Origin of the sequence: Streptomyces sp. HD, assembly GCF_028369295.1 — a bacterium.
In the GTDB taxonomy this organism is placed as follows: Bacteria; Actinomycetota; Actinomycetes; order Streptomycetales; family Streptomycetaceae; genus Streptomyces.
Genome location: NZ_JAQMYP010000076.1, coordinates 1 through 25,174, shown reverse-complemented (window position 1 = coordinate 25,174; position 25,174 = coordinate 1). Strand labels below are relative to the sequence as shown.

Below are 25,174 nucleotides of genomic sequence, written 5' to 3'. Positions count from 1 at the left end.
GATGGGATTATGGAACATTCAAGGATCGCCGTGGCCGGCTCCTCCGGCCTCATCGGCAGCGCCCTCGTGCGCTCCCTCACCGCCGACGGGCACGAGGTCGTGCGGCTCGTGCGCCGGGCGCCCAGGTCGAAGGACGAGGCGAGGTGGGACCCGGAGAGCAAGTCGGTGGACGCGGCCGGGCTCGCCGGGTGCGACGCCGTCGTCAACCTCGCCGGGGCGAACGTGGGTTCGCGGCGCTGGACGGAGGCGTACAAGGCGAAGCTCCGGTCCGGCCGGGTGCTGGGTACGGCGGCCCTGGCGGAGGCGATCGCAGCTCTGCGGCCGGAGGAGCGCCCGCGGGTCTTCGTCAATGGCAGCGCGATCGGCTACTACGGCGAGACCGGCGAGCGGACCGTCGACGAGAGCTCCCCGGCCGGGCAGGGCTTCCTGCCCTCACTGGTCGTCGACTGGGAGGGCGCGGCGGCCCCGGCCCAGGAGGCGGGCGTACGGACGGCGTTCGCGCGCACGGGGCTGGTGGTGGCCCGCGACGGCGGTGCCTGGGGTCGGCTGTTCCCGCTGTTCAAGGCGGGGCTCGGCGGCCGGATGGGGAACGGGCGGCAGTACTGGTCGTTCGTCTCACTGCACGACGAGGTGGCCGCGATCCGGCATCTGATCGACACCGACGGTCTGACGGGGCCGTTCAACGTGACCGCGCCACAGCCGCTGACGAACCGTGAGATCACCGAGGCCATGGGGCGCGTGCTGCACCGGCCGACGCTCTTCACCGTCCCCGCGCCCGTACTGCGGGCCGTGCTCGGCGAGATGGCCGGCGATGTGCTGGGCAGCCAACGGGTGCTGCCCAAGCGGCTGCTGGAGTCCGGCTTCACCTTCGCATTCCCGGAAATCGAGGGTGCGGTCCGGGCAGCAGCCAGGTAAAGGACGGCCCGGGGCGATGCAAAGAAAGGCTCGACACGAGGTCCGTATGCGACCACCGTGCGACCGTGCTCTGTCGATGCGCGACTGTTCCTGACCGATCACGGCCCTAACCTCGACCCGAACTCGGGTATCCCCGGAGCCTGTTGGGGGCATGACGTCTCCACCGGCCGCGCAACCTCAGGGAGGGGCACGTGCTTGAGCCCGCGTACCAGGCGGACGTCGTCATCGTGGGAGCCGGAGTCGCCGGGCTCTCCGCGGCGCATCGACTGACCAGCGCAGGAGTAACGACCGCGGTCCTGGAGGCCGCCCCTTACGCGGGCGGCCGAATGTCGACCGAGAAGATCGACGGGTTCCGGCTCGACCGGATCGGACAGCTTCTGTCCACCGCGTATCCCGAACTACGCCTGACACCGGGGCTCGACGCGCTCCCGCTTCTCCCCTTCACGCCAGGCGTCCTGCTGCACAGCGACGGACGCCGCCACCGCGCGGGCGTTCTGACCGGCCCGATGGGCGCCCGGCGCGCGAGGGGCGCACTCCACGCGGTGCGCGCCCTGGCGAGCGCCCCTCGATCGGCGTCCGCACGGGGTGTCCCCAGTCAGACGTCCCTGCCGAGGGTGCGCGCGAGCGCCCCCCTGGGCACCGCCGTCGACCAGGCCCGGCTCGGCGCCGCACTCGCCCGCCTCGCCTCCGCGCCCGTCGAACGCCTGCTGGCCCGCCCCGAGTCACCGGCCGCCCAGGCCCTCGCCGAGCGCGGCATCTCCACCCGCACGATCGACGGCTTCCTGCGACCGCTGCTCGCCGCGCTGCTCTGCGACCCGGAGCTGACGACGTCCAGCCGGTGCGCGGACCTCGCGCTGCGCGCCTTCGCGGGCGGGCGGCTGTGCGTGCCCGAGGGCGGCGCCGAGGCACTGCCGGAGCTGCTGGCGCGGGCGCTGCCGCCGGGCACCGTGCACACCGGCGTACGCGTCACGTCGATCTCCACGACCTCGGTCACCACCGCGGACCACGGCGAGATACGGTGCCGGGCCGTCCTGCTGGCGACGGACGCACGAACCGCCGCCGAGCTGCTGCCGGGCCTGCGCGTACCCGACTTCCACCCGGTGACGGTCGTCCACCACACGGCCGACGAACCGCCGACGACCGGCGCCTCGCTGCTGCTCGACGCCGACCGGGGCGGTCCGGTCGCCCATACGTCGGTGATGAGCCAGGTCGACCCGAGCCGGGCGCCCGCAGGACGCCCCCTCATCTCCTCGACGATCCTGGGCACACCGCCCCCCGACATCGACACGGCCGTACGGATGCATCTGTCCCGCCTCTACGGCACCTCCACCACGCGCTGGGAGACGCTGGCCGTGCACCACACCCCCGAGGCCGTCCCGGCGATGCGCCCACCGCACGACCTACGCCGCCCGGTCCGCCTCCTGGCCGGCCTGTACGTCTGCGGCGACCACCGCGACACCAGCACCCTCCAGGGCGCGTTGCACTCGGCCCACCGGGCCACGTCGGCGATCCTGACGGACCTGGGCGCGGCGGGTTCCCTGCACCGGGCAGAACCATTGAGGGCGGCGGCCTGAAGCGCCCATAGGGGCGCGGGGCTGTATCGATATGCGGCTCCGCCGCGTGCGCGCGACAAGCCACAACGCAGCGCAAGGGGGCATACAGCCTGTCGAAGTTACGGCGATGCCCCCACCCCAACGCCCCCTACCCCAACGCAGCGACCTTGTCCCGATACCCCCGAACAGGCGCCGCATCCCGATACGGCTCCAACCTCCGCTCGAAGTCCTTCACGTACTCGATCGCCCGCACGGACCGCATCTCCGCAGCCTGCCCCGCCGCCTCGGCACCGAGCGCACAGGCCTGATCGAGCTCACCGAGCCCCAGCCGGGCAGAGGCGAGCACGACCCGGCAGAACAACCGGCTGCGGGCATACGCGGGCGCCCGCAGCTGCAGCGACCGCTCGGCATGCTGCGCCGCCGCCCGGAACTGCTGCAGATCCCGGTGGCAGTGCCCGAACTCGTCGGCGAGCTGCGCCTCGTCGAAGAACCGCGCCCAGTGCGGGACGTCGTCGGCGGGCCGGGCCGCTTCGAGGGCCCGCTCGGCCCGCACCAGCGACGCCGTACAGGCGCGCACCTCGCCGAGTACGCCGTGCCCGCGCGCCTCACACGCGTGCAGCAGGGCTTGCACGACCGGCGGCGCGCTGGTGCCGACACCCTGCTGGGCCACCCGCGCCAGCTGGACGGCCTCGCGGCCGTGCCCGAGATAGACGGCCTGGCGGCTCATCGTGACGAGGACATAGGAGCCGTACGCCCGGTCCCCGGCCGCCTGTGCCAGCCGCAGCGACTGCACGAAGTAGCGCTGGGCGAGCCCGTGCGCGGCGATGTCGAACGACGTCCAGCCCGCGAGCCTGGTCAGGTCCGCGGCGGCGGCGAACAGCTTGCGGCCGGTCTGCTCGCCGTAGGTGCCGCGCAGCATCGGCTCGCACTCATGTTCCAGGTAGCGCACGAGAGCCTGCCGGGCGTGGCCGCCGCCGTACATGTCGTCGAGGGAGCGGAACAGCTCGCCGACGGAGCGCAGCGCGGCGATGTCGCCGCCGGTGACCTTCTGCCCGGGTCCGCGCTCGGCCTGGCTGCGCTGGCGGGGTACGGCGGGCCGCCCCTGGGCCGGGATACGGGCGAGCGGTTCGCCGCGGGCGACCTTCTCGTCGGCGCGGCCGATCAGCCAGTCCCGGCTGGGCACGACGAGCCCGGCCGGGGTGAAGGCGATCTTGCGCAGTTCGGCGTGGCTGCCGGAGTCCTTGCGCCACAGGCCGCTGACGATGTCGACTGCCTCCTCGGGGGTCGCGGCGAACTCCAGGCCCGCGTACACCGGCGCACAGGCGTCGAGCCCGAGATCCTGGGCCGACAGGCGGCGGCCGAGGCGACGGGTGAAGACCTCGGCGATGAGGGCGGGGGTCGTGCCGCGCGGCTGCTGTCCGCGCAGCCAGCGGGTGACCGATGTCTTGTCGTATCTGAGATCAAGCCCGTGTTCGAGGCCGAGCTGGTCCACCCGGCGGGCGAGACCCGCGTTGGAGAATCCCGCTTCTGCGATGAGCGCGGCGAGCTGTCGGTTGGGAGTGCGCTGCGCGGGTCGTTCCGTCATCTGCGGTGCGGTCTCCTGCCTTTCGGGCCTCGCAAAGCCATACGGCCATCGAGTGCCCGGATTGCCGGTGAGCAGCCCTTTTGGACTCTCGAACGGCGCGAATGTAGCGGAGAGTAAGCAGTCGATCGCACATTTCGCCGCCTATTCATCCGATCGTGTGAGGATTGCCCTACTGGGCTGACGCGGGCCGACGGGCGTCACCCGAACGAGCCGGTCGTACAGTGGCGTAGGCACACTTTGTGCCTTACGACTTTCCGGTGCTTCTAGGGAGGCGCTTGCCGTGAGTGAGTTGCGGTTCGTCCGCATGGGATTCGGCGCGGACGCCGTCGAGTACCAGGAGGCGTGGGACGAGCAGCGCCGGGTGCACGCGGCGCGGTTCGAGGACGAGGTCCCCGACACGGTCCTGCTGCTCGAACACCCGCCGGTGTATACGGCGGGCCGGCGCACGGCGGACGACGAGCGGCCCCTGGACGGCACTCCGGTCGTCGACGTGGACCGCGGCGGCAAGATCACCTGGCACGGCCCCGGCCAGCTGGTCGGTTACCCGATCCAGAAGCTGCCGCGCCCGGTGGACGTCGTGGCGCACGTACGGCGGCTGGAGGAGGCCCTGATCCGCACCTGCGCGGAGTTCGGCCTGGAGACCAGCCGGGTCGAGGGCCGCAGCGGAGTATGGGTCCTCGGCGACCCGGTGGAGCAGCGCCGGGCGCTCGGGGGACTCTCGCTGGACTTCGACCCCCGTCTCACCGACGAGGAGTTCGACCCGCGCCTGAACGGTCCCGAGTACGCCCCGTCCAACGCCGGCCAGCGGCGCGAGGACCGCAAGATCGCGGCGATCGGGATCCGGGTCGCCAAGGGCGTGACGATGCACGGCTTCGCGCTGAACGTGAACCCGGACAACAAGTGGTTCGACCGGATCATCCCGTGCGGCATCCGGGACGCGGGCGTCGCCTCCCTGGCCAACGAGCTCGGCCGGGACGTCACGATCGACGAGGTGCTGCCGGTCGTCGAGCGGCACCTGAAGGACGTACTGGAGAACGCCGAGCTGAAGCCGCGGGAGATCGAGAAGGCGACCGCCTGAGGCCGGGAATCAGTCCTGCGGTGATGGGGTTGGCCTGACGGCAGGGCTCAGTAAGCACGGGCGTACCCTGGTGTACGCCGACGAATCGAAGCACAGGGAGCCGACGTGTCCGCAGTCTCACCGGACGGACGCAAGATGCTGCGCCTGGAGGTCCGCAACAGCCAGACCCCCATCGAGCGCAAGCCCGAGTGGATCAAGACCCGGGCGAAAATGGGTCCCGAGTACACCAAGATGCAGAACCTCGTGAAGAGCGAGGGCCTGCACACGGTCTGCCAGGAAGCCGGCTGCCCCAACATCTACGAGTGCTGGGAGGACCGCGAGGCGACCTTCCTCATCGGCGGCGACCAGTGCACCCGGCGCTGTGACTTCTGCCAGATCGACACCGGCAAGCCCGAGGCGCTCGACCGTGACGAGCCGCGCCGCGTCGGCGAGTCCGTGGTCACCATGGACCTGAACTACGCCACCATCACCGGCGTCGCCCGCGACGACCTCCCGGACGGCGGCGCCTGGCTGTACGCCGAGACGGTCCGCCAGATCCACCAGCAGACGGCGGAGCGCGAGGCCGGCCGCACCAAGGTCGAGCTGCTCGCCCCGGACTTCAACGCCGTACCGGAGCTGCTGGCCGAGGTCTTCGCCTCCCGCCCCGAGGTCTTCGCGCACAACGTCGAGACGGTCCCGCGGATCTTCAAGCGCATCCGCCCGGGCTTCCGCTACGAGCGCTCCCTGAAGGTCATCACCGAGGCCCGCGACTACGGCCTGGTCACCAAGTCCAACCTGATCCTCGGCATGGGCGAGACCCGCGAGGAGATCAGTGAGGCGCTCCAGCAGCTGCACGACGCGGGCTGCGAGCTCGTCACCATCACGCAGTACCTGCGCCCGAGCGTCCGGCACCACCCCGTGGAGCGCTGGGTCAAGCCGCAGGAGTTCGTGGAGCTGAAGGACGAGGCCGAGCAGATCGGCTTCTCCGGTGTGATGTCCGGACCCCTGGTCCGCTCCTCCTACCGCGCCGGGCGGCTGTACCAGATGGCCATCGAGAAGCGTGGTTCCTACGTCGCCTCGCAGGCCGTCTGATGGCACGGAGTGCCACCAAGGTCGTGTGAATCCGCGCACAAGCAAGTACCCCTCGGCAACGGCCGATTGACGCGGTCCTGGACGTCCTCGCAGATAGCGGGGTCATCAGGGCCGCGTCAAGCTTTTCCAGCAGCGTATTAAGGCTTCATTGGTGTTTGACCGGTCGGTCACGCCCTGGTAACACCAATCAGTAACCCTGGTTGTACACCCCGTGCACCACTCACCAAAGCCGCCATCCCGAGGGGGGACCTCCACCATGCAGGCCGCGCCCGTTCGCGCCACCGCAATCCCGTCGTTCACCGATGCACTCCGTGCCGTCGAGTCGCTGCTCATGAGCAGCGGTCAGCGCACCGCCCGCCGCAACGCCTGGACGTCCGTGCTGGAGGACCGCCGTCGCGCCAAGGACCGCGTCGAGGCACAGCGCGTCCTGGACGAGGTCACCTCCGTCGGTCCCTGACCCCTCCCCACGGCACTGCCGTCGTCGGCGCTCCCGGGGCCACGTAGACTTCGTGGCATGGCGAGGAAGGACACGGCAGCGGACGCTGCGAACCCCGGGCGACTCAAGCAGATCGCTCTGACCTACAAGATGACCCGCAAGGCCGACACGAAGATCGGTCTTGTACTCGCGGCTGTCGGAATCGTCACCTTCGGTGTCTTCCTCGCGATCGGTTTCTTGATCGGTCACCCCATCTATCTCGGCATCCTGGGCCTGCTGCTCGCCTTCCTCGCGACGGCGATCGTGTTCGGGCGCCGGGCCGAGCGGGCGGCCTTCGGGCAGATGGAGGGCCAGCCGGGCGCCGCCGCGGCCGTGCTGGACAACATCGGCCGAGGCTGGACGACCACACCCGCGGTGGCGATGAACCGCAGCCAGGACGTGGTCCACCGGGCCGTCGGCAAGGCCGGCATCGTGCTCGTCGCCGAGGGCAACCCGAACCGGGTGAAGGGCCTGCTGGCGGCCGAGAAGAAGAAGATGAACCGCATCGTCGCGGACGTGCCGGTGCACGACCTGATCGTCGGTGTCGGCGAGGGGCAGGTCGAGCTGAAGAAGCTGCGGACCACCATGCTGAAGCTGCCCCGCGTCCTGACCGGCCCCCAGGTGACCGCCACCACCGACCGGCTGCGGGCCATGGGTGACCTGATGAGCAACATGCCGTTGCCGAAAGGCCCGATGCCCAAGGGCATGAAGCTCCCGAAGGGCGGGCCGAAGGCCCGCTAGGGCACCCCTCACGGCTATGAACGGGCCGTTCCGGAATCCACGGATTCCGGAACGGCCCGTTGACGTTCGGTGCCTACCACGCGGGCCTACCACTCGGAGGGCGACGGCACGGAGGTGGGCAGGCCGCCCCCGTAGTACCCCACCTTCAGGCGGAACGCCCCCAGCGCGATCTTGGCCGTGAGGAGGTCCAGCTCCATGGCGAAGACCCGCTCCAGCGGCGCGCCCGCCAGGCCGGGCGCGCACAGGACGGCGGCGCCGCTACGTGAGTGCTTCAGCGCGCTCTGCCAGGACCTCCGGCCTTCGGGCTCCGGATAGCGCGGCTGCTCGTCGGCGGCGGCCAGGGCCTTCCGCAGGGCCGGGCAGTAGCCCTCGGGCACGGCGGGCACATATCGGTCCGGGCCCTTGTCGCCCATGAGCTTCAGGCCGGACGACCGGCTGTTGAGAGCCCGCATCAGCCCCGTGAGGGCCTCCCGGCCACCGTTCTCGGCCCAGTCGGCCGCCTGGGCGCGGGTCTTCTCGTCCACCGTCGGCGCCGGCTCGGGCCGGTATGCGGGCGGCAGCTCCTCCATCGCCTTCAACAGATCGGTACTGCTGCGATCACTCGTGCCGGCGAGGTTCACGGACAGCGGGTCCAGGACGAGGAGGGCACCGATCGCCATCCCGACGAGGATCTTGGGCCGGAGCGAACGCCGTTCCCCGCGCGGCGTGGGCTCCGGCCCGCGGACGGGGCGTCCCGACGCGGTGTACGAGTACGCGTAGGCATACGGCGTGAGCCGGTCCCTCGGCGGGTTCCCAGGCCCCTTGGGCTCGTTCTTTCCACGTCCGTCCTTGGGCGGTCTGACCGCGAACCAGGTCGCCACCAGCAGCGGGACGGCCACGTAGATCGCGGTGTTGAGCACCTCCTCCGCCCAGGACCGCGACTCCGCGAGCGGTACCCGGAGCAGGACGAGGAGCGAGCTGAAGAAGAGGACCACCTGGAGCCAGTTGCCGCCGGGGCCGCTCGGCGTGGACCGGCTGATCGTGCGGTACCGGTGGCCCCAGCCCGGGTGGGTGCGCCACAGGCCCATGAACCAGCCGACCGCCGACGACGCCCACTCGGGCAGCCGGTTCCGCCCCCACACGTCCTGGAGCTCCGCGTGCCGCCGCCATACGGCCGTGTCGGCGCCGGAGGCCACGGCGTCCAGGTCGGCGCACAGCTCGCGGCTGCGGAGCACGTCGGCGCGGCTCAGCTGCACCTGGGCCACGAGGAACGCGGCGAACAGCACCTCGCCGAGCCACGGTGTGGCGTCGGCCCAGAAGAGGCGGTCCCGGCCCAGCACGGTCTCCTGGAAGACCAGCCAGCTCTGGAGCACGGCGTAGGGAAGGAGCACCAGGACGCAGTAGGCCCGCCAGAGCGCGACGGTGAGGTAGGTGATGTCCACGTCGCGGTTGCGGATGTGGGCCAGCTCGTGCAGCACCACGGCTTCGAAGTTCCCCGGGTGGAGCCTGCGCTCCTTGAGCAGGGCCGCCGGGAGGGCCACCACATAGCGGCCGGCGCGGCCGAAGGCGACCGCCGTGGAGGCCTTGCCCCGGCCCATGTCGATGACGAAGCGGGGCTCGCGGCTCACCTCGGCCCGGTCGGCCAGCTCGGCCAGGTGCCGCGACAGCGGTTCCCTCGGCTTCGGCCCGACCGGGACAGTCAACTCCTGCGCCATCCCCTGAGCCACCCGCCGCATCTGGGTACGCAGATCGAACCAGGTGGCCTCGGCGGGCGGCAGAAGCGGGCCGGGAAGATACGGGTCGGGCAGCAGCGGGTCGGGCTCAGGCCGTGGCTTCCTGGCCGGGGCGGCGACCTCGTCGAAGTCCGCCGCGGGCAGCAGCCGGCCGCGGCGGATCCGCCAGACCGGGATCAGCCAGTAGACCAGCAGGGCGACCAGCACGACGGCCGCCGTCCCGAGCAGCGCCAGGCGCAGGGCCTCCGTGGCGGTCTGGACCCGGCAGTCCTCGAAGGCGTCGTCGAACCAGATCGAGAGGTTGACCCGCCACACGGGCGCGTCGGGGTCCCCGTCGGCCGTGCGGACGCATCCGCGGAAGGTGGACTCGGACCGCACGGCCAGTGCCGCCCGGTCGAGCATGGTGAGGCAGGACGACAGGAGGACGAAGAGCAGCACCACGAAGCGCCGTGTCGTGCCCTTCCCCGCGTTCCACCGGTTCTCCCCGTGGTTCACCGTGGTCCGTCCCGGGAGGTCAGCGCGTGGCGCGGGCCGTCTCGTCGGGGTCGGGCGGCTCGTCCGCCGTGGCTGAGGAGCCGGCCTCGTCGCTTCCGGAGCCGGTGCCGACGGCTGCGGCCTCGCGGGCCAGACGGGAGACCACCGCGTCGGCGAGGAAGCGCGAGTTCTCCCGCTCCATCCCCGCGTCGGCCGCCAGCTCCAGCACGCGCGCGTGGACGGCCTCCAGCTGGGGCGCGGTCAGCGCGGGCACGGTCTCCGAGTCGTCGGACCGGCGCAGCAGCCTGCGCAGCGGTCCTTTGAGGCGGGCCAGCGCGCTGTCCGTGGCCGCGCCCACCCCGTGCCGGACCACCTCGTCCACCACCAGCCACACCACCGGGGTGACCAGGACGAGAGCGTCGGTCACTCCGAAGCCGAGGGTGTCCGGGCCGCCGCCCCGGCGCTTCATCACGTCCGTGACGTGCCGGTCGCTGAGGGACCTCATGCCGTCCAGCAGAACGAGCTCACCCGGAGCCGTGTCGGCGATGACATCCCGCACGACCTCGCGTCGTGTTGCGCTCATGGCGCAGCACCTTACTCACGTTCCGCTCAACGCCGTTGGATCTCCTGGGAGTTGGAGCGCCCCGTGGCCAGGATCACAGGCGGGTCAGATCCGTACCTCGACGGTCCTGGCCAGCCGGTCGTGCAGGCCGCGGCCGTCGCGGTCCCAGATCAGGGCCGGGACGGCGACGCAGAGCAGGGCCGTGCGCAGCAGGGCGCGCAGGGGGTTGACGGTGCCGGTCTCCAGGACGACCACGCGGAGGCCGAAGAGGCGCTTACCGGGAGTGAAGCCCACGGTGCCGACGGTGAGGGTGCTCATCACGAAGAACAGGAGCAGGGCCCAGTTGCTGGTGGCCTGGCCGTAGCCGTCGGTGATCAGACCGTATGCGATCAAGACACAGACGCCCCAGTCCACCGCGAGCGCCCCGAGGCGCCGTCCCGGGCGGGCGATCGACCCCGGACCGTCCTCCGGCAGACCGAGCTGTTCGCCTCGGTATCCAAAGTCGACACCGGCGTCCTCGGCGGCCGCGCGGGGCCCCGAGAGCCAGGATCCGATTGCTTGCCTCTTGTCCACGTGCCAACCGTACTGTGCCCGTTTTACGGTGTGGACAGGTGGGGTGCGGTACGGGATGTCCGGTTAACGTGGGCGAAACAAATGGGTCACGCCCGAGAAATCACGCGTCCCTAGGGTCGAGATCAGCGTGTGCCACCGCACTGGCCGCACGAACGAACTACCACCCCGGTCGGACGGTCGGGAGTAGGAGGAGCTGGATGTTCCAGAACGCCGACGAGGCCAAGAAGTTCATCGCGGACGAGGACGTCAAGTTCGTCGACGTCCGGTTCTGCGACCTGCCGGGCGTCATGCAGCACTTCACGGTGCCCGTCGAGGCGTTCGACCCGGACGACGAGCTCGCCTTCGACGGATCGTCGATCCGTGGTTTCCAGGCGATCCACGAGTCCGACATGGCGCTCCGTGCCGACCTGTCCACGGCCCGGGTGGACCCGTTCCGCCGGGACAAGACGCTCAACATCAACTTCTTCATCCACGACCCGATCACCGGCGAGCAGTACAGCCGTGACCCGCGCAACGTGGCGAAGAAGGCCGAGGCCTACCTCGCCTCCACCGGTATCGCGGACACCGCGTACTTCGGTCCCGAGGCCGAGTTCTACGTCTTCGACAGCGTCCGCTTCAAGACGTCCGAGAACGAGTCCTTCTACCACATCGACTCCGAGGCGGGCGCCTGGAACACCGGTGCGCTGGAGGACAACCGGGGTTACAAGGTCCGCTACAAGGGCGGCTACTTCCCGACCCCGCCGGTCGACCACTTCGCCGACCTGCGTGCCGAGATCTCCCTGGAGCTGGACCGCGCCGGCCTGAAGGTCGAGCGCCAGCACCACGAGGTGGGCACCGCCGGCCAGGCCGAGATCAACTACAAGTTCAATACGCTGCTCGCGGCCGCCGACGACCTCCAGCTCTTCAAGTACATCGTGAAGAACGTCGCCTGGCGCAACGGCAAGACGGCGACCTTCATGCCGAAGCCGATCTTCGGTGACAACGGCTCGGGCATGCACGTGCACCAGTCGCTGTGGACCGGCGGCCAGCCGCTGTTCTACGACGAGGCCGGTTACGCGGGCCTGTCGGACACCGCCCGCTACTACATCGGCGGCATCCTCAAGCACGCCCCGTCGCTGCTGGCCTTCACCAACCCGACGGTGAACTCGTACCACCGTCTGGTGCCGGGCTTCGAGGCGCCGATCAACCTGGTGTACTCGCAGCGCAACCGCTCGGCCGCGATGCGTATCCCGATCACGGGGTCGAACCCGAAGGCCAAGCGCGTCGAGTTCCGCGCGCCCGACTCCTCCGGCAACCCGTACCTGGCCTTCTCGGCCCTGCTCCTCGCGGGCCTGGACGGCATCAAGAACAAGATCGAGCCGGCCGAGCCGATCGACAAGGACCTCTACGAGCTGGCTCCGGAGGAGCACGCCAACGTCGCGCAGGTCCCGACCTCCCTCGGCGCCGTCCTCGACCGCCTTGAGGGCGACCACGAGTTCCTCCTCCAGGGCGACGTCTTCACCCCCGACCTGATCGAGACCTGGATCGACTACAAGCGCGCGAACGAGATCGCCCCGCTGCAGCTGCGTCCGCACCCGCACGAGTTCGAGCTCTACTTCGACGTGTGACCGACCCGGTCGACGTGTGATCGGCGCCTGACACAGGCATAGTCGAGGCATAGCGCCCGCGCCCCCGCTGTTGTGACGACGGCGGGGGCGCGGGCGTATGTTCTATTCTGCCGAAGAGACGACACGGGGGTGGACGGGATGCCGGAGCAACACGAACAGGACGACCAGGAGCGCGAGTTCGACCTTCGGTGGGCGGACAACGCCGAGCACAAGGAGCCCTCGGCCAGGGCCCGGATGCTCACCGCCCGCTGGAAGGAGAACCCGCCCGGACCGGTGCCGTTCCGGCCCGAACCCGATCATGTGGCGCGGCGGCAGCGCCGGTCGGGCTGGTTGTCCACGGTCATCGTGCTCGGCTGCGTCGCCGCGGTGATCGTCCTGCTGGGGTACATCAACTTCCGCACCTACTAACCAGGGACCTTTGCTGGTCCTAGGGCCGATCGGGACCCGTTCATGGGCGTCGCCGGGTGCACACTGGGCAGTGGGACGAGTGCCTGAGTGCGCGGGGTGGTGTGAGATGCAGAGCCGCTTCCGGAGTGATCGGCGGTTGACCGCCCGGATGGGGGTCACGCTGTTTCTGCTCGGGTTGTTGTACGTGGGGTTCGTCGCCGCGTTGATCGTGTTGCTGAAGTCCTGGGTGCTGGTCGTGGTCGTGGCGGCCGGGATGCTGGGTGCGCAGTACTGGTTCTCGGACCGGGTCGCGCTGTTCGCGATGCGCGGGCGGGTCGTGGAGCGGGAGGAGTATCCCGAGTTCCATGGGGTCGTCGACCGGCTATGTGCCATCGCCGACATGCCGAAGCCCGTGGTCGCCGTGTCGGACATGGAGATGCCGAACGCGTTCGCCACCGGGCGCAATCCCGATCATGCCGTGGTCTGTGTGACCACGGGGCTGCTGCGGCGGCTGGAGCCGGACGAGCTGGAGGGTGTGCTCGCGCACGAGCTGTCGCACGTGGCGCACAAGGATGTCGCCGTGATCACCGTCGCCTCGTTCCTCGGGGTGATCGCGGGGCTGATCGTGCGGTTCGCGTTCTACAGCCAGCTGTTCGGCGGCGGGCGGCGGGACCAGAACACCGCCGTCGTCTTCGCCGCCGTGATGGGTGTGTCGGCCGCCGTGTACGCGATCAGTTTCCTGCTGATCCGTGCCCTGTCCCGGTACCGGGAGCTGGCCGCCGACCGGACCGCGGCGCTGCTCACCGGGCGTCCCTCGGTGCTGGCGTCCGCGCTCACCAAGGTGTCCGGCGACATCGCCCGGATCCCGACCAAGGACCTGCGGACGGCGCAGGCCTTCAACGCCTTCTACTTCACTCCGGCACTGGGCCGGGAGCCGAGCGTCGCACAGCTCTTCTCGACCCACCCGAGCCTGGAGCAGCGGCTCGAACAACTGGGGCGGATCTCCGCCGAGTTGGGCGAGACCACGGCTCCCGGAGGGGCGTGAGATGGGGCTGCTGGACATTCTGCTCGGCCGTACGAAACCGGTCGTACCCGATCTCGACCAGCTCTTCGCGCTGCCGTCGGCGGCGGTGACGCTGGAGGCGGCGGCCGGGTTCCGGCCGACCGGGAGCGGGGCGGTGTGCTTCGCCGCGGTCGAGGGCGCGGTCTTCGAGCAGACGCACCGCGAGGTGCAGGCGCTGCTGGACGCGGACGCCGAGCGCGAGGGCCCGCCGGTGGAGCTGACGCGGGACGGCTACGGCTACTCGTGGCTGGTCTCCCGGCGCACCCCGGACCAGCTGCCGGAGCTGGTCAACGATCTGCACGCGGTGAACAGCGCGATGGAGGTCAACGGCTTCGGGCCGCAGCTGCTGTGCTCGCTGGCCGGGTTCGAGGACGAGCAGCACAGGCGGCTCGCCCTCGTCTATCTCTACAAGCGCGGCACCTTCTTCCCCTTCGCGCCGATGCCCGGCACGGCGGAGCGGCGCGACAACCCGCTGGAGCTGCGCGTGAAGGCCGCTCTGGTGAACGACCTGCGGATCGAGCAGGACCTGAACCGCTGGTTCCCAGTGTGGGGTGCCCCCGGCCTGTGAACGGGGGCACCGCACGGGTCACCACCGGAAAGGGTGGTCTCAGCTGCTCTTCTCACGCTCCTGACGACGGGTCTGCAGGGGACGCTCGCGGCGGTAGCGGCGCTCCCACTTGGCCTGCTTGTCACGGCGGTCGCGGTAGGAGCGGTAGTCGGCGGGCATGGACCCTCCCGACGAGGACCCGACCCCGCCTCCGCCGCTCGGCGCGGAGGCGTCCCGGCCGTACCGCAGGTAGAGGAACAGGACGGCGACGGCGGCCAGCCAGTAGAGGTTGTTTCCGAATCCCAGGATCACCAGGACGACAGTCCCGGACATGACGATGGTGCCCATCACGGGCCTCCGTGTGCGTGGTTTGGCTCTGAAACTGGATCTGAACTGGATCTGAAGCGGTGATCGTTGTCCGACGGGGCGCTGGGGGAAGGGCGACCGGCCTTCGGTGCGTAGAGAGTAGCCCCGAGTCCGCAGGGTGACGCCCGCCCTGCGAGAAGCGGCGTGAACAGCTCCGTTACACGTGTCCAGGGTAGGGAGCCGGTCACTCGGCGTGCATCTCCTTTTCCCGTGACCCGAGTGCCGTGAATGAATGGGGCGCATGACCGAGCTCTCTCCCTTCACTTACGCCCACGACGGCGAACTGCTCAGCGGGGTGTACGGCGATGGCGCCGAAGCCCCGGCCACGTCCACCGTCGTTCTGCTGCACGGCGCGGGCCCGGGCACCAAGGACCGGCTGCTCCCGATGCTCGCCGAGTTCGTGTCCCGCGGCTGCCGCGGACTCGCCTTCGACTTCTCCGGACACGGCGAAAGCACGGGCGCGCTGTCGGAACTGAGCCTGCGCCGCCGCTTCGAGCAGGCCGTCGCCGTCATCGACGCGCGCGTGCCGGCGGACGGTCCGCTGATCCTGGTCGGGTTCAGCATGAGCGGGCAGACGGTGACGGATCTCGTAGGACACTACGGGGAGCGCGTGGCGGCGGTGGGCCTGTGCGCGCCCGCGGTCTACTCGCAGGAGGCATGGGATGTGCCGTTCGGCGAGGGCGACGGCCTCTTCAGCGAGATCATCCGCCGCCCCGACGGCTGGCGCGGCGCACCCGCACTGGACGTCCTGCGCGCGTACCAGGGCCGGGCGGTCCTCGCCGTACCGGAGACGGACGCGATCATTCCACCGACCGTGACGGAGGCGGTCCAGGACGCCCTGTCCACCCGGGCCCAGTTCACCCGCTTCGACGTGCCGGGCGCGGAGCACATGCTGGGCCTGTGGTTCGAGCAACATGCCGAGGACCGGCGGGAGTTCGTTACGACGGTGCTGGCGGGCCCGGGCGACCGGGGGTGGACGGCGACCCGGTCCTGGCTGGCCAAGCAGCTGCCGCAGGGCCGGACCGTCGCCGACACCGCCTTCGTGCAGGGCGGTTGGAGCTCGCAGATGCGACGGCTCACCCTGGACGACGGCACGGGGCTCGCGCTGCGTACGTTCGTGAAGCCGTTCTTCCGCAGGCACGCGCCGGGTCTGCTCGCCCGTGAGGCATCGATCCTCACCCTGCTCGCCGGCCATGAGCACATCCCCGCGCCCGAGCTGATCGCCGTCGACGCCACCGCCGAGCACTGCGACCACCCCTCGCTGCTGATGTCGCTGCTGCCGGGCCGGGTGCGGGTGGACGAGGCGGACGAGGCGGAACTGGACCGGCGTCTGGACCTGCTGGCGGCCCAACTCGCCGCGATCCACACGGTCGTACCGGTCGAGCGTCCGCGGCGCTACGAGGCGTGGACGTCTCCGGAGCGGGTGCGGACGCCGGGCGGCGACGCGCTGTGGGAACGGGCCGTGGACGTGATCCGCCGCGAACCCCCGGCCTACGAAGGCTGCTTCCTGCACCGGGACTTCCACCCGGGGAACGTGCTGTTCAGCGGTGAGGGCGCGCAGCTGCGGGTCAGCGGGGTCGTCGACTGGGTGGAGACGTCGTGGGGCCCGGCCGACCTGGACGTCGCCCACTGCTCGACGGCGCTCGCGCTGCTGCACGGCCCGGAGCACGGGCTCGGCTTCCGGAAGCGGTACGAGGTGCACGGCGGACGCCCGCTCGCCGACGGCGGGGACCATCTGTACTGGCGGCTGCTCGACGCCCTCGCCTACTCCCCCGACGCCGCCAAGCTGGCCGGGCCGTGGCGTGCGCTGGGGCGGACGGAACTGACGCCGCGGGTGCTGGGCGAGCGGCTCGCGGGATACGTGGGCGGGCTGCTGGAGCTGTACGGCTGAGCGCCGTCAGACGCCGGGTGCGGCCTTGAGTACGCCGGCGTCGACGGCTGTGGCCAGGGTGGTGTGGTCGGTGATGGTCTGGTCGGCGTAGGAGAGGGCGAAGTCGGCTGTCGCTCGGTCGAAGGTGTCGCCGCCGCCCAGATAGCCGGCTATGGCGATGCGATCGCCGGAGCGGGCGTGGGCGCGGGCCAGGGCGGTGCCGCACAGGCGGGCGTAGGTGGTCAGGTCGCCCGGGCTCATGGCGGCGACGTCGGCGGAGCCCTTCATGTCGCGCAGCTGGCGCCAGTAGAAGGCGCGGCCCTGCGGGCCGGACATCCAGCCGAGGAAGATGTCGCCGGCCGCCTGCAACAGTCGTTGGCCTGCGACGACGCGATGGCCGGGGTGGGTGTAGGGCCCGCTCGGCAGGTGCTCCTCCAGTACGGACCGCCGTGCCTCCTTGATCTGCAGGAACAGCGGGTCGTCGGCGTCCCGTCCGGCCAGCAGCACGATGAAGCAGCGCAGGCCGACGCTGCCGACGCCGACGACCTTGCGGGCGGCGTCGACGAAGCGGTAGCGGTCGAGGAGCAGGCGGCGCTCCTCGGAGAGGGTCGAGCGGTAGTCGCTGAAGATCTTGCGCAGGGAGGCCATGTCGGAGGTGCCCGCGGGTTCGAGCAGCGGCGGGTCGTGGATGATGCGCCGCCGTCCGTCGACCACGTCGGTGAGCTTGCCGTAGGCCTGCAGGCTGGTGCGGCGGCGGGCGCGGCCGAGGGTGGACTCGACGCGGCGGCGGTCGTGCAAGGAGTGGACCAGGGGCAGGAGTTCGTCGGCCTCGATGCGCGTGTACCAGACGTCGAGCTCGCCGAGCCGGGCCAGCCGGCGGATCGCGGTGCGGTACGCGGTCACGGACGCCAGGGCCGCGCGGCCGGCCTTGGCGTCCGAGTGGCCGTTCTCCCGGGCGGCCACCGCGACCGAGGTGGCGAGCCGTTTCACGTCCCACTCGAACGGGCCGGGAAACGTCTCGTCGAAGTCGTTGAGGTCGAAGAGCAGGGCGCGTTCCGGGGAGGCGTAGAGGCCGAAGTTGAGCAGGTGGGCGTCGCCGCACAGCTGCACGGTGAGCCCGGTGTGCGGGGCGGCGGCGAGGTCGGCGGCCATCACGGCGGCGGCGCCGCGCAGGAAGGCGAACGGGGAGGCCGCCATCCGGCCGTACCGGATCGGCAGCAGCTCCGGCAGCCGGTCACGGCCCTGGCGTTCCAGTACGGCGACGGGGTCGGGACGGTCGACGGAGGGCAGCCAGGAGGCGTGCGCGGAGCGGGGGACCCGTTTGCGGGCGGCCTTGCCGCGGAGGGTTCGGTCGGCGGGGGTGTTCGGGCTGCCGGGGGCGCTCATGAGAGAGCGGCCCCCCGTCCGGTCGGCCCGTTGGGTGACTGCCGTATGCCGCCCGTGCCCCGGCTGCCCATCGCGCCTCCCGCTGCCCCGCCCGCTCGCACGGGTCGCCGCCTCCTGATCGCAGTGAACGGTGGGACGGGGACGTGCGCATGCCGGGTACGGCGATCGGGTGACGGGGCCGGTGGCCGACTCGGCGGCGGGCCGTTGTCAGTGGCGTCCGGGAGGATGCGGTCAGGGACGAGGAAACCGCTGGACAGCATGACGGGTGGAGGCCGGGATGAGTGGCGGGCTGCGGTACGTCGGGGTGGCGGAGCGACGCGCTCGGCTGGGGTTGCGGCATCGGCTGGCCGGGGCGGCCCGGGCGGCGGGGCCGGTGGAGGTCGCCGAGTCGTTGGTCGCGCTGCACGGCACGGATCCGGCGACCGTGTATCTGGCGCTCGGCGCGCGGCTGGCGGACCCCGCGAAGACCGTCGCCCGGACCGAGCAGGCGCTGTACGAGGACCGGGCGCTGGTCCGGATGCACGGCATGCGGCACACGGTGTTCGTGTTCCCGACCGAGCTGACGGCCGTCGTACACGCCTCGACCGGCCTCGCGGTCGCCGCCCGGGAGCGGGCCACGCTGGTCAAGCACATGGCGACGGCGGGAGCGCCGGACGCGGCCTGGCTGACGGAGGTCGAGGAGTCGACACTGGCCGCGCTGGCGCGGCGCGGGCAGGCGACCGCGGCCGAACTCGCCGAGGACGAGCCGCGGTTGCGCGAGCAGTTCCTGTACGGGGTCGGGAAGAGCTACGAGGGGGTGCACACCGTCTCGACGCGGCTGCTTCGGGTGATGGGCGTCGAGGGCAAGGTGGTGCGCGGAAGACCGCTGGGCTCCTGGACGTCCTCGCAGTTCCGGTGGGCGGTGGCGCCCGAGCATCCCGAGCTGGACGTGGCCGAGGCACAGGCCGATCTGCTACGGCGCTGGCTCGCCGTGTGCGGACCGGCGACGGAGGCCGACCTGAAGTGGTGGACGGGGTGGAGGGTGACAGAGGTGCGCCGGGCACTGACGGCAATGGGGGCGCAGGCCGTGTCCCTCGACGAGGGGACGGGATACGTCGTCGACGGCGACGCCGGTCCGGTGGCCGGGCCCGCCGAACCGTGGGCGGCCCTGCTGCCCGCCCTCGACCCCACGGCGATGGGATGGCAGCGGCGGGAGTGGTATCTGGCGCCGGAACTGTGGCCGTCGCTGTTCGACCGAAGCGGCAACGTGGGGCCGACGGTGTGGTGGAACGGACGTGTCGTGGGCGGGTGGGCCCAGCGGCGGGACGGCGAGATCGTGTGCCGGTTCCTGGAGCACCTGGGACGGGGGGAGCGGGCCGCGGCGGAGAGGGCGGTCGCGGCGGAGGCGGAGCGGTTGCGGGAGTGGGTGGGGGCGGCCCGGGTCACGCCTCGGTTCCGGACGCCGTTGGAGCGGGAGTTGTCGGCGTAACGCTGCGCGGGCCGGACCGGGCTGAGCCGGGCCGGGGCTGAGCCAAGCGGGGCCAAGCTGAGCGGAACCGCGCCGAGTCAGGCCGGGCTGAGCCGGCCCAAGCCGAGCCGAGTCAGGCCGGGCTGAGCCGGCCCAAGCCGAGCCGGACCAGACCGGACCGGCCCGGACCAAGCCGAGCCGGGCCTGGCCGGACCGAGCCACGCGCAAAGCGCCGGGTGCCCCCTCGCAGGTGGCACCCGGCGTGCGGGAGCGGGCTTACCGCGCGTACCTCATCAGGGCCCGCACCATGTGGCACGTCGTGTCCGACGGCGGATGGACGCCGATCGTCTGCGCGGTGCTTCGGATCGTGTCGTTGCGGGCCTGGTTCGGCATGTAGACGCCCTGGTCGAGGAGCGCTATCGCGAGGCGCATGGCCTTCAGACGGCGGTTGTGGGTGATGTACCACTCGCGCGGACGGCCCGGCGGCAGCGGCCGCTTCTCCACGGGCGCGTACGGCAGGTCGAGCAGGACCGGGTGCTTCGAGGTGGACTGGGTGGGCAACGGCTTGCGGGTCGGCTTCGGCTTCAGTGCGGCAGCGGGCACAGGCATCCTCCTGTCGCGGTGGAGCGCCATCCGGGTTCTCCGGTGACGCTCTCGAACACTGACTCCAGTCTACTGCCCGGCACTGACAATCAGAGGGCCCCGCACACCCATGAAATCCCCTGGTCAGCAACGAAATTGTCACCGTGTCACAGCGGGGTCGAGAGATACGCGCGAGGTGCCGGAAAATTCGAACACCGACCCTGCCGGATGTCGCGGGATACCGTGGGCCGCATGGAGATCTGGATCAATCCGGCCTGTTCCAAGTGCCGTAGCGCCATCAGCCTGCTCGACGCCGAGGGGGCCGACTACACCGTCCGCCGTTACCTGGAGGACGTACCGACCGAGGACGAGATCCGGGGCGTACTGGACCGACTCGGCCTGGAGCCCTGGGACATCACCCGCACCCAGGAGGCGGCCGCCAAGGAGCTCGGGCTCAAGGAGTGGGCCCGGGACGCCTCGGAGCGCGACCGGTGGATCAAGGCGCTCGCCGAGTACCCGAAGCTCATCCAGCGGCCCATCATCACCGCCGACGACGGCACGGCGGTCGTCGGCCGCACCGAGGAGGCCGTACGGGACGCTCTGTCCCGTTAGTTGAGGGTTTGCCGGTCGGCGGGTGCCGGGGCTGTGCTCGGTGTTACCCTCCGCCGCCATGAGCCTCGGTGATCAAGGAACGCCGCCCGGACCTCACGGGCAGCAGCCGTACGGACACCATCCCACCCCCGCCCCCTACGGGCAGCAGCCCGCCCCGTACGCCCAGTGGGCGGCCGAGCAGGGGCGGATACGCCGGCGACGGCGGACCCGGGGGGCGGTGGCCGCAGGGACGGGCGTCGTCCTCGTGGCCGCCATCGCCACCGGCCTGGCGATGTACACGGGCGGGGGCGGCAGCGACGAGGCGGGCGCACCGGCCCCGGCCACCGCCTCCGATACACCCGTTCCGACCGTCGGGGTCGACCTGCCCTCCGACGCGCCGACCGCCCTCCCCTCCCTGCTCGCGCGGCCCGTGATCCGCCCGGAGCAGGCGTTCCCGGAGAAGAGCGTGCGCCTGCAGGACGGCTCCCGCCACACCCGCGTCGACCTGGCGAGCACCACCGACTGCGCCCGCGGGATGTCGCCGGAGCTGGCCGAGCTGATCGAACAGGGCAAGCCCTGCTCCCGGCTGACGGCCGCCCTGTTCACGGACGCCGACCGGCGTTCGCAGGTGACGGTCACCGTGCTGAGTTTCGACCGGGTCGAGGATGCCTCGCGGGTGTTCATGATGGCCTCGATGAACCCGGTGGCGTATCAGGTGGTCTCCCTCGATCCACCGCCGGAGGCGGGGCTGCCGACCGTGCCGCCCGGCTCTGCGGGGGTCTTCCGCCGGGTGATGACCGTGCGGTCGGTGGTGTTCGCGAGCGGACAGTGGGCCGACGGCGCGGAGACCGAGGAGGCCGCGATCACGCAGCAGACGGAGGCTCTGCTGCGGTACGCCAACGACCGGGTGGTGGCGTACGAGGAGGGGAAGAGCGGCGGCAGCTGACGGCCCCCTCCGCCTCCCCGACCCCACCTCGCCAACCCCTCTGTGACGCACGTTACTTGAGCGACTCTCGTAACCGCTGAGTAACTCCGTTCGGTATCTCGTACATAGCGGCGTACGCTCCCCTACCTCTCAGGAGGCGCGCATGTCGCGTAGGAGAACTCTCAGCACGAAGAAGAAGCTCGCGTTGTTCGTGACCGCGGCGGCGGTGGCGGGAGGCGGGGCCTTCGCCATGGCGGCCACCTCGAACGCCTCGCAGAGCCCCAAGACCCTGTCGGCGGACTCCAACGTCTGTCAGGGACTCGCCACCGCCCTCGGCAACAACCAGAAGTTCATCGACGGTCAACGGGCCAATCCCGACGCACAGTCGCAGGCACGGATCGCCAACCGCGAGGCCGTCATCGAGCAGATCAAGGTCCAGCAGAAAGCGTCCGGATGCACGGTTGGGGAGTCGGCTCAGGACTCCCAGGCCGCACAGCCGAGCGCTCCTGCGGGGGGAGCCGGTGACGCGGGCGCCGGAAACGCGGGTGCCGGTAACGCCGGCGGCGGTCAGCAGGCGGGCGGTGCCGCGCCGTCCCAGAGTGCTCCCGCGGGGAACGGGAACGCGGGGAACGCCGGTGGTGGTGCCGCGGCCTCGGGCCAGCAGGTGTGCAACGGCTCGACGGTCACGCTGTCCGGCGAGGGCGGAGCTCCTGCCGCGTCCAGCAGCCAGTTCCCGGCCGGTACGAAACTGAAGGTCACCAACCTGGACAACAACAAGTCCACGACGGTGGAGGTCACTTCGGTCTCCGGCAGCTGTGTGCTGCTGAACAACGCGGCCTTCGAACAGGTCCGTGAGCCCGGCAAGTTCCTGATCCGCCGGGCAGTGATCGAGAAGGTGGGGTGACGCTGGTCAGCCGAGGAAACCGGTGAGGCGGCGGGCCAGTTCGGGGGGCGCGGTCTGCGGCAGCGCGTGATGGGAGACGTACGGGACCACGTCGACATCCGCGCGCGGCAGCATCGCGCCCGCCCTGGCCGCCACCTCGTACGTGTCATGTGTCCTGCTGTTCCCGGCCAGGAGCAGCAGGACCGGCATGTCGAGGGTGCGCAGTTCCGCGGGCGCCGGGCGCGGACCCGTCACCGGCTTCGCGGAGGGGAAGCCGGCGGCGGCTTCCTGGAGGCGCAGCCAGTCCGGGTCCAGCCCCGCTCCCCCGGTCTCCCACTCCAGGAAGGAACGGACACGGCGGGGCGTGGGCCGCACCAGCATCGGCAGGGCGTGCAGCAGATACGCCGCCTTGTATCCGGCGAAGCACTGGGTCGGGTCCAGGAGGAACAGGCGGCGTGTCCGGGCGGGGGCGCGCAAGGAGTAGTGCAGCGCGATCCAGGCGCCGTACGAGTGCCCGCCGAGGTCGGTCTCGTCGATGCCGAGTCCGTCGAGCAGCGCATCCAGCCAGGCCGCCAGGTCGGCGACCGTGCGGGGGTGGCGGTCGGGGGCCGGGGCGCTGCGGCCGGGTGCGCCGATCAGGTCGACGGCGTGGACGCGGTGGGTTCGGGCCAGAGCGGCGACTTGGGCGTACCAGGACGCGGAGGTCGCTCCCCCGCCGCCGGGCAGCAGGAGAAGCGGGCGCCCCTCGCGCGGCCCGCAGACATGGACGTGCGTCGCCCCGAAGGGCGTCGGGACCGTCGTCTCGGTCCGTTCCGCGGGCCACTTGGCCATGACCTTGTCGTACGCCGCCAGGAAGGCGCCGCTGTCGTACCCGCCCATGAGGACCTCCCCCTGCTCGCTCTCCCCTATTATCTCGCTCAACGAGATAATAGGGGAGCGAGACAATCGCCGGAGGAGACATGTCGACCCAGGGTCCCGAGATGGAGATCGTCCATCTGCTGCGTGCGGTGACGGTCGAACTCGGACTGCACAGCTCCCGGTTCGCGACCGGCAACGGCATGCACCCGACGGACGTACGCGCCCTCATCGCGCTCATGGACGCCTCCCGCGCCGGGGACGAGATGACGGCCGGGCGGCTCGGCTCGGCACTCGGGCTCAACTCGGCCGGGACCACCGCCGTGATCGACCGGCTGGAAGGCGCCGGGCATGTACGGCGGGTGCGTGGCCGGCGGGACCGGCGCCAGGTGGTCGTCGAGGTGGAGGAGCGTGCGGTCGAGCTCGGCCGCTCCTTCTTCGGACCGCTCATCGAGCGGGCGGTGGAGCTGCTGCGCGGGTACGACGAGCGGGAGCGGGCCGCGATCCGGGGCTTTCTGGAGGGGATGCGGGAAGCGGCGACCGAGGCCCGCTGAACCGGGCCCCGGTCGGACATGCCCAGAGCCGAGCGCCGTATTCCCATCGCATACGAGATGGCTCACGGGGCCCTCGGTGCGGCTGTGAGCGGCGACATTCAGGGCGGTCGGCGCGCTCACAGCGTGAATCGCGCCACACCATCACCAGGTAACACGGGGTTCACATACGAGCAACGGCCGGGAAATCGCCTGTTGACAGGCTCGCGGGCATCAAGAGCGGCGCCTCAGTGCCGCAGCGCCGCAGCACCCGCAAGTGCGCCCAGACCCACCCCCGAAGGATGTGGCCCGTGACCTTCAAGGCTGAGTACATCTGGATCGACGGCACCGAGCCGACGGCCAAGCTTCGTTCCAAGACGAAGATCATCGCGGGTGAGCCCGCCGGTCTGGACGCTCTGCCGATCTGGGGCTTCGACGGGTCCTCCACGAACCAGGCCGAGGGTCACTCCTCGGACCGTGTCCTCAAGCCGGTCTTCACCTGCCCGGACCCGATCCGCGGCGGCGACGACATCCTCGTCCTGTGCGAGGTCCTCAACATCGACATGACGCCGCACGAGTCCAACACCCGTGCCGCGCTCACCGAGGTCGCCGAGAAGTACGCCGCTCAGGAGCCGATCTTCGGCATCGAGCAGGAGTACACCTTCTTCCAGGACGGCTACCCGCTCGGCTTCCCCAAGGGCGGCTTCCCGGCCCCGCAGGGCGGCTACTACTGCGGTGTCGGCGCCGACGAGATCTTCGGCCGTGAGGTCGTCGAGGCCCACCTGGACAACTGTCTGGCGGCCGGTCTCGCGATCTCCGGCATCAACGCCGAGGTCATGCCCGGTCAGTGGGAGTTCCAGGTCGGCCCGGTCTCCCCGCTGGAGGTCTCCGACCACATGTGGGTCGCCCGCTGGCTGCTCTACCGCACCGCCGAGGACTTCGGCATCTCCGCGACGCTGGACCCGAAGCCGGTGAAGGGCGACTGGAACGGCGCGGGTGCGCACACCAACTTCTCGACGAAGGCGATGCGCGAGGGCTACGACGCGATCATCACCGCCTGCGAGTCGCTCGGTGAGGGCTCCAAGCCGCTCGACCACGTCAAGAACTACGGCGCCGGCATCGACGACCGTCTGACCGGTCTGCACGAGACCGCCCCGTGGAACGAGTACTCCTACGGCGTCTCCAACCGTGGCGCCTCGGTCCGTATCCCGTGGCAGGTCGAGCAGGACGGCAAGGGCTACATCGAGGACCGCCGTCCGAACGCCAACGTCGACCCGTACGTCGTGACGCGTCTGCTCGTCGACACCTGCTGCTCCGCGCTGGAGAAGGCCGGCCAGGTCTGATCCGCCCAGCGGCTCCGGGAAGGGGGGGGGGGGGGGGGGGGGGGGGGGGGGGG

The 25,174-nt window shown here is 71.0% G+C and carries 25 protein-coding genes; 17 read left to right on the top strand and 8 right to left on the bottom strand.

The features are described from left to right. Nucleotides 1-9: 9 nt before the first annotated feature. Nucleotides 10-915, top strand: coding sequence for a TIGR01777 family oxidoreductase (locus POF73_RS42060; RefSeq protein ID WP_272124695.1), 906 nt, complete (start codon nucleotides 10-12; stop codon nucleotides 913-915). Between the two features lie 191 nt (nucleotides 916-1,106). Next, on the top strand, nucleotides 1,107-2,489 hold the full coding sequence (locus tag POF73_RS42055) for an NAD(P)/FAD-dependent oxidoreductase (RefSeq protein WP_272124694.1): 1,383 nt from the start codon (nucleotides 1,107-1,109) through the stop codon (nucleotides 2,487-2,489). 127 nt (nucleotides 2,490-2,616) lie between these two features. Here POF73_RS42055 and POF73_RS42050 read toward each other — a convergent pair whose 3' ends face one another. After that, nucleotides 2,617-4,053: a regulator gene (locus POF73_RS42050; RefSeq protein ID WP_272124693.1), complete on the bottom strand. Its 1,437-nt coding sequence runs from the start codon at nucleotides 4,051-4,053 to the stop codon at nucleotides 2,617-2,619. Between the two features lie 280 nt (nucleotides 4,054-4,333). Between POF73_RS42050 and lipB the strand changes: the two genes are divergently transcribed. The 4 genes from lipB to POF73_RS42030 all read left to right on the top strand — a co-directional run bounded on the left by lipB (nucleotide 4,334) and on the right by POF73_RS42030 (nucleotide 7,418). Further along, nucleotides 4,334-5,131: a lipoyl(octanoyl) transferase LipB gene (lipB, locus tag POF73_RS42045; protein ID WP_272124692.1), complete on the top strand. Its 798-nt coding sequence runs from the start codon at nucleotides 4,334-4,336 to the stop codon at nucleotides 5,129-5,131. Between the two features lie 105 nt (nucleotides 5,132-5,236). After that, nucleotides 5,237-6,202, top strand: a complete 966-nt coding sequence (lipA, locus tag POF73_RS42040) for a lipoyl synthase (protein WP_272124691.1) — start codon at nucleotides 5,237-5,239, stop codon at nucleotides 6,200-6,202. Between the two features lie 256 nt (nucleotides 6,203-6,458). After that, a complete protein-coding gene (locus tag POF73_RS42035) occupies nucleotides 6,459-6,659 on the top strand; it encodes an SCO2195 family GlnR-regulated protein (RefSeq protein ID WP_272124690.1) in 201 nt (66 codons plus the stop codon). A 57-nt stretch (nucleotides 6,660-6,716) separates the two neighbouring features. Continuing rightward, nucleotides 6,717-7,418: a DUF4191 domain-containing protein gene (locus tag POF73_RS42030; protein WP_272124689.1), complete on the top strand. Its 702-nt coding sequence runs from the start codon at nucleotides 6,717-6,719 to the stop codon at nucleotides 7,416-7,418. A gap of 86 nt (nucleotides 7,419-7,504) precedes the next feature. Here POF73_RS42030 and POF73_RS42025 read toward each other — a convergent pair whose 3' ends face one another. From POF73_RS42025 to POF73_RS42015, 3 genes are all read right to left on the bottom strand, one after another. Continuing rightward, a complete protein-coding gene (locus POF73_RS42025) occupies nucleotides 7,505-9,625 on the bottom strand; it encodes a M56 family metallopeptidase (RefSeq protein WP_272124688.1) in 2,121 nt (706 codons plus the stop codon). Nucleotides 9,626-9,644: 19 nt separating this feature from the next. Then, a complete protein-coding gene (locus POF73_RS42020) occupies nucleotides 9,645-10,187 on the bottom strand; it encodes a hypothetical protein (protein ID WP_272124687.1) in 543 nt (180 codons plus the stop codon). Nucleotides 10,188-10,271: 84 nt separating this feature from the next. Then, entirely contained in the window at nucleotides 10,272-10,739 is a 468-nt protein-coding gene (locus tag POF73_RS42015; RefSeq protein ID WP_272124686.1) for an RDD family protein, read from the bottom strand. A 197-nt stretch (nucleotides 10,740-10,936) separates the two neighbouring features. Between POF73_RS42015 and glnA the strand changes: the two genes are divergently transcribed. The 4 genes from glnA (at nucleotide 10,937) to pspAB (ending at nucleotide 14,364) form a co-directional block, all read left to right on the top strand. Then, the gene (gene glnA / locus POF73_RS42010; RefSeq protein WP_272124685.1) at nucleotides 10,937-12,346 is read left to right on the top strand and encodes a type I glutamate--ammonia ligase; all 1,410 of its coding nucleotides are present in this window, start codon (nucleotides 10,937-10,939) and stop codon (nucleotides 12,344-12,346) included. Between the two features lie 138 nt (nucleotides 12,347-12,484). Then, a complete protein-coding gene (locus POF73_RS42005; protein ID WP_272124684.1) occupies nucleotides 12,485-12,754 on the top strand; it encodes an SCO2583/SCO2584 N-terminal domain-containing protein in 270 nt (89 codons plus the stop codon). Nucleotides 12,755-12,860: 106 nt separating this feature from the next. Then, complete coding sequence (htpX, locus tag POF73_RS42000; RefSeq protein WP_272124683.1) at nucleotides 12,861-13,778, top strand: zinc metalloprotease HtpX; 918 nt, start codon at nucleotides 12,861-12,863, stop codon at nucleotides 13,776-13,778. Nucleotide 13,779: 1 nt separating this feature from the next. Beyond that, on the top strand, nucleotides 13,780-14,364 hold the full coding sequence (pspAB, locus tag POF73_RS41995; protein ID WP_272124682.1) for a PspA-associated protein PspAB: 585 nt from the start codon (nucleotides 13,780-13,782) through the stop codon (nucleotides 14,362-14,364). A 39-nt stretch (nucleotides 14,365-14,403) separates the two neighbouring features. On the opposite strand, the gene POF73_RS41990 is transcribed toward pspAB, so the two are convergent. Beyond that, a complete protein-coding gene (locus POF73_RS41990) occupies nucleotides 14,404-14,691 on the bottom strand; it encodes a hypothetical protein (protein WP_272124681.1) in 288 nt (95 codons plus the stop codon). A 259-nt stretch (nucleotides 14,692-14,950) separates the two neighbouring features. Here POF73_RS41990 and POF73_RS41985 point away from each other — a divergent pair, with 259 nt between their 5' ends. Further along, complete coding sequence (locus POF73_RS41985; RefSeq protein WP_272124680.1) at nucleotides 14,951-16,600, top strand: alpha/beta fold hydrolase; 1,650 nt, start codon at nucleotides 14,951-14,953, stop codon at nucleotides 16,598-16,600. A gap of 6 nt (nucleotides 16,601-16,606) precedes the next feature. On the opposite strand, the gene POF73_RS41980 is transcribed toward POF73_RS41985, so the two are convergent. Beyond that, nucleotides 16,607-17,965, bottom strand: a complete 1,359-nt coding sequence (locus POF73_RS41980; RefSeq protein ID WP_272124679.1) for a DUF2252 domain-containing protein — start codon at nucleotides 17,963-17,965, stop codon at nucleotides 16,607-16,609. A gap of 277 nt (nucleotides 17,966-18,242) precedes the next feature. Here POF73_RS41980 and POF73_RS41975 point away from each other — a divergent pair, with 277 nt between their 5' ends. Next, nucleotides 18,243-19,433 (top strand): winged helix DNA-binding domain-containing protein, encoded by a 1,191-nt coding sequence (locus tag POF73_RS41975; protein ID WP_272124678.1) that lies wholly within the window; start codon nucleotides 18,243-18,245, stop codon nucleotides 19,431-19,433. Nucleotides 19,434-19,688: 255 nt separating this feature from the next. Here the strand turns inward: POF73_RS41975 and POF73_RS41970 are convergent, their stop codons facing one another. Then, the gene (locus tag POF73_RS41970) at nucleotides 19,689-20,015 is read right to left on the bottom strand and encodes a hypothetical protein (protein ID WP_272124677.1); all 327 of its coding nucleotides are present in this window, start codon (nucleotides 20,013-20,015) and stop codon (nucleotides 19,689-19,691) included. 231 nt (nucleotides 20,016-20,246) lie between these two features. Between POF73_RS41970 and POF73_RS41965 the strand changes: the two genes are divergently transcribed. The 3 genes from POF73_RS41965 (at nucleotide 20,247) to POF73_RS41955 (ending at nucleotide 22,414) form a co-directional block, all read left to right on the top strand. After that, nucleotides 20,247-20,606 carry an arsenate reductase family protein gene (locus POF73_RS41965; RefSeq protein WP_272124676.1) on the top strand — a complete coding sequence of 120 codons (360 nt, stop codon included), beginning with the start codon at nucleotides 20,247-20,249 and terminating at the stop codon, nucleotides 20,604-20,606. 58 nt (nucleotides 20,607-20,664) lie between these two features. Further along, the gene (locus POF73_RS41960; RefSeq protein ID WP_272124675.1) at nucleotides 20,665-21,531 is read left to right on the top strand and encodes a hypothetical protein; all 867 of its coding nucleotides are present in this window, start codon (nucleotides 20,665-20,667) and stop codon (nucleotides 21,529-21,531) included. Between the two features lie 142 nt (nucleotides 21,532-21,673). Then, on the top strand, nucleotides 21,674-22,414 hold the full coding sequence (locus tag POF73_RS41955; protein WP_272124674.1) for a hypothetical protein: 741 nt from the start codon (nucleotides 21,674-21,676) through the stop codon (nucleotides 22,412-22,414). Between the two features lie 6 nt (nucleotides 22,415-22,420). Here POF73_RS41955 and POF73_RS41950 read toward each other — a convergent pair whose 3' ends face one another. Continuing rightward, nucleotides 22,421-23,272: an alpha/beta fold hydrolase gene (locus POF73_RS41950; protein WP_272124704.1), complete on the bottom strand. Its 852-nt coding sequence runs from the start codon at nucleotides 23,270-23,272 to the stop codon at nucleotides 22,421-22,423. An 80-nt stretch (nucleotides 23,273-23,352) separates the two neighbouring features. Between POF73_RS41950 and POF73_RS41945 the strand changes: the two genes are divergently transcribed. Together POF73_RS41945 and glnII are read left to right on the top strand one after the other, a co-directional pair. Next, nucleotides 23,353-23,802, top strand: coding sequence for a MarR family transcriptional regulator (locus tag POF73_RS41945; RefSeq protein ID WP_272124673.1), 450 nt, complete (start codon nucleotides 23,353-23,355; stop codon nucleotides 23,800-23,802). Between the two features lie 287 nt (nucleotides 23,803-24,089). Continuing rightward, nucleotides 24,090-25,121 (top strand): glutamine synthetase, encoded by a 1,032-nt coding sequence (gene glnII / locus POF73_RS41940; protein WP_272124672.1) that lies wholly within the window; start codon nucleotides 24,090-24,092, stop codon nucleotides 25,119-25,121. Nucleotides 25,122-25,174 lie beyond the last annotated feature (53 nt).